A 2,590-nucleotide genomic window follows, 5' to 3' on the forward strand; every position below is an offset into this window, starting at 1 on the left:
CAAGATGGACGACTACATGATCAAACGGAACGAGACCGCCCGCCCCTTCAAGTGGACCTACGCCGCCAGCCCCCTCCAGGAAGCCTGAACCCCCCTCCACGAACTTTCGCGGAGCAGCACTAGGCGCCCCGGCCGTGCCCCGCTCGGGCCCGGCCGCCGCGAGGACCGCCACCGCCATCGCACTCACCGCGAGTCCCGCGCCGGCGACCGCCACCGCCCGCCGCCGGTACCAGGGCGCCGGCGCCCCCGGCCCCCTCGCGCCCACCGGAGCCGGAGCCGGAGCCGGCTCGTGCTCGGGTTCGGGCTCCGGCTCAGGTGCGACGGCCGGCGAAGACACCGCCACCGGTGACGAAGGCAGCGCCACCGCCGGCGAAGGCACCGTCTCCGTTACCGCCTCCGCCGGCGCCCGGCGTCGCGCGTCGGCCAGCAGCCACGCCCGGTGCAGCTCCACCGCCTCCTCCCGGCCGGCCCCGCAGGCACGGGCGAAGCGGTCCACCACCGCGAACTCGGCGGGAACCGCCTCCCCCTTGCAGTACCGGTGCAGGGTCGACGTGCTGGTGTGCAGCCGGCGCGCCAGGACGCCGTAGCTGAGCCCCTCGCGCTCCTTCAGTTCCCGCATCAGCCGTGCGAAGTTCTCCGCCTCCGCCGACCGTTGCGCCTCGCCCACGACGTCCCCCCGTCCCGTGAATCCGTTCCACCCCAGCATCTTCCCCCAGGTGGAAGGCCGTAAGGGCGTTCCAGCGTCCCGAAACCGCCCCAATCCGTGGCGTGACGTGCCGCCCCGGGTAGAGGCTCTTCACCGAACAGCCACACCGACCGGAAACGGGGACCCGACCACCATGCTCCGACGCTTCAGCACCGCCTTCGCGACCACCGCCACCGCGGCCGCCGCGCTCCTCCTCGCCACCTCGGCCACCGCCACCGCGGCCGCCTCGGCACCCGGATTCCTGGGCGGCGCCGACCTGCCACCGCACCCCTCGTCCCCCTGGTACGCCGGCAAGGTCACCAAGGGCCTGCCCGAGTTCGCCCCGTTCTGCCTGGATGGGGTTCTGCCCGCGGCGGGCGGTTGGCACCGCGACTTCGGCACCGACTACGACACCGGCGCGACGCAGATCTCCGTGCGGACCGCCTCGAACGCCGCGGCCGCCAAGCTCGCGACCGCCCTGGAGCGCAAGGTCGCGGCCTGCGCCGCCGACTGGCTGCGGACCACCCCGGGCGGGACGGCCTCCTGGCAGGACTACGGGAAGCTGCCCGTCGAGGAGGGCGCGCACGTCTACGGGGTGCACACCTCCGTCCCGGACTCCGAGCCCGGCGTGCACCTGTACGGGATCGGCCGGGACGGCGTGACCGTGACCGTCGTGAAGTGGGGCCAGATGGGGAACCTGGGCGACGCGCCCGTGCCCGCGTTCAAGAAGACGACCACCACGGCGGTCAACAAGCTCAACCCCTGACCGGCCGGTGGTGGGACCATGGAGGTGAGGCCTCCGACGATTCGAGGCGATGACCATGCGTTCCGGTAACGAGCCGGTGACCGCCCGCAGCCCGCTGCGGCTGCGGTTCTGGTTGAGTCTGTGGGGGCTGATCTGGGCCGTCGCCGGGACGGCCGCGTTCTCGCTGGTCGGTCGTCCCGGGTGGGCGGCGGCCTGTGGGGTGATCGTCCTGCTCGCGGGTGTGGACCTGGCGGTGGTGGTGCACCACATCCACCAGGGCCCGCACTACCAGCCGGGCCCGGGCGTCCCTCCGTACGAGCCTCCCCGGAACTAGTAGGGCTTGGTCAGGTCGGGGCTGGTGTGGGTATGCCGCGGTGACAGGTGGGGCAGACGCCGGTCCATGTCGCGAGGAGGGTCTGCAGCTCGCGGACGACGCGGTAGAGGCTCAGGCCGGCGCCGTGTCTTTTGGGGCTCTGGCCAGTCGTTGCAGGGTGCAGAAGGCGTGCGCGACGGAGACGAGGGTGACGTGGTGGTGCCAGCCGTTCCAGGTGCGGCCCTCGAAGTGGGCGAGGCCCAGGGCCTGTTTCATCTCCCGGTAGTCGTGCTCGATGCGCCAGCGGAGCTTGGCGATGCGGACCAGGGTGGTCAGCGGGGTGTCGGCGGGCAGGTCGGAGAGCCAGAACTGAACGGGTTCGCTCTGGTCAGCCGGCCACTCGGCCAGGAGCCAGCACTCGGGCAGTTCCGGGCCGTCGGCGGCCTGGCGGACTTCGCGTCCGGCAGGCCGGATCCGCAAGGTCACGAACCGCGAGTACATGCGCTTCAAGCCGCTGCGGCCGGTGCCGGGCCGGGAGCCTTCACGCCATTGCACCGGTTTTGCGGCTTTCCGGCCCGCGGCGATGACCAGCTGTTTCACCGACTGTGGCTTGTCGGGGTACTTCGCCACCGGTGGGCGTCCGGTCCCGGAGTAGGGATCGGCCACGGGAACCGCGTGCCCGGGCTGGGCCGAGAGAGTGGTGGAGATTCCCACTACGTAGCCTAGTGCTGCACCGCGAAAGTTCGTGGAGGGGTGTTGGTCAGGCTGCTTCCTTGAGTGGGGTGCCCTTGTAGGTCCAGCGGAAGGGCTTGGCGTTCTCGTTGCGGTTGATGATGTAGCTGTCGAG

3 protein-coding genes and 1 pseudogene are annotated in these 2,590 nt (G+C 71.6%); 2 read left to right on the forward strand and 2 right to left on the reverse strand.

Translation table 11 applies throughout. From position 1 onward, the window contains the following. Positions 1-667 (reverse strand): helix-turn-helix domain-containing protein (locus OTB19_RS42425; RefSeq protein ID WP_420717030.1); only part of this gene is annotated, 667 nt, incomplete at its 3' end. A gap of 172 nt (positions 668-839) precedes the next feature. Between OTB19_RS42425 and OTB19_RS42430 the strand changes: the two genes are divergently transcribed. Then, positions 840-1,451 carry a hypothetical protein gene (locus tag OTB19_RS42430; RefSeq protein WP_267804198.1) on the forward strand — a complete coding sequence of 204 codons (612 nt, stop codon included), beginning with the start codon at positions 840-842 and terminating at the stop codon, positions 1,449-1,451. 55 nt (positions 1,452-1,506) lie between these two features. Beyond that, the gene (locus OTB19_RS42435) at positions 1,507-1,764 is read left to right on the forward strand and encodes a DUF6343 family protein (RefSeq protein ID WP_267804200.1); all 258 of its coding nucleotides are present in this window, start codon (positions 1,507-1,509) and stop codon (positions 1,762-1,764) included. A 111-nt stretch (positions 1,765-1,875) separates the two neighbouring features. On the opposite strand, the pseudogene OTB19_RS42440 reads toward OTB19_RS42435, so the two are convergent. Next, positions 1,876-2,469 (reverse strand): annotated as a pseudogene (locus tag OTB19_RS42440) (IS701 family transposase); the annotation flags it as partial. Positions 2,470-2,590: the final 121 nt, after the last annotated feature.

Source organism: Streptomyces sp. H27-H5, from assembly GCF_026627505.1.
GTDB lineage: Bacteria > Actinomycetota > Actinomycetes > Streptomycetales > Streptomycetaceae > Streptomyces.

What these genes read in the sequence shown, in the direction of transcription:
- OTB19_RS42435 (WP_267804200.1), top strand. Translation starts at nt 1,507, where the DNA reads ATGCGTTCCGGTAACGAGCCGGTGACCGCCCGCAGCCCGCTGCGGCTG.
- OTB19_RS42430 (WP_267804198.1), top strand. Translation starts at nt 840, where the DNA reads ATGCTCCGACGCTTCAGCACCGCCTTCGCGACCACCGCCACCGCGGCC.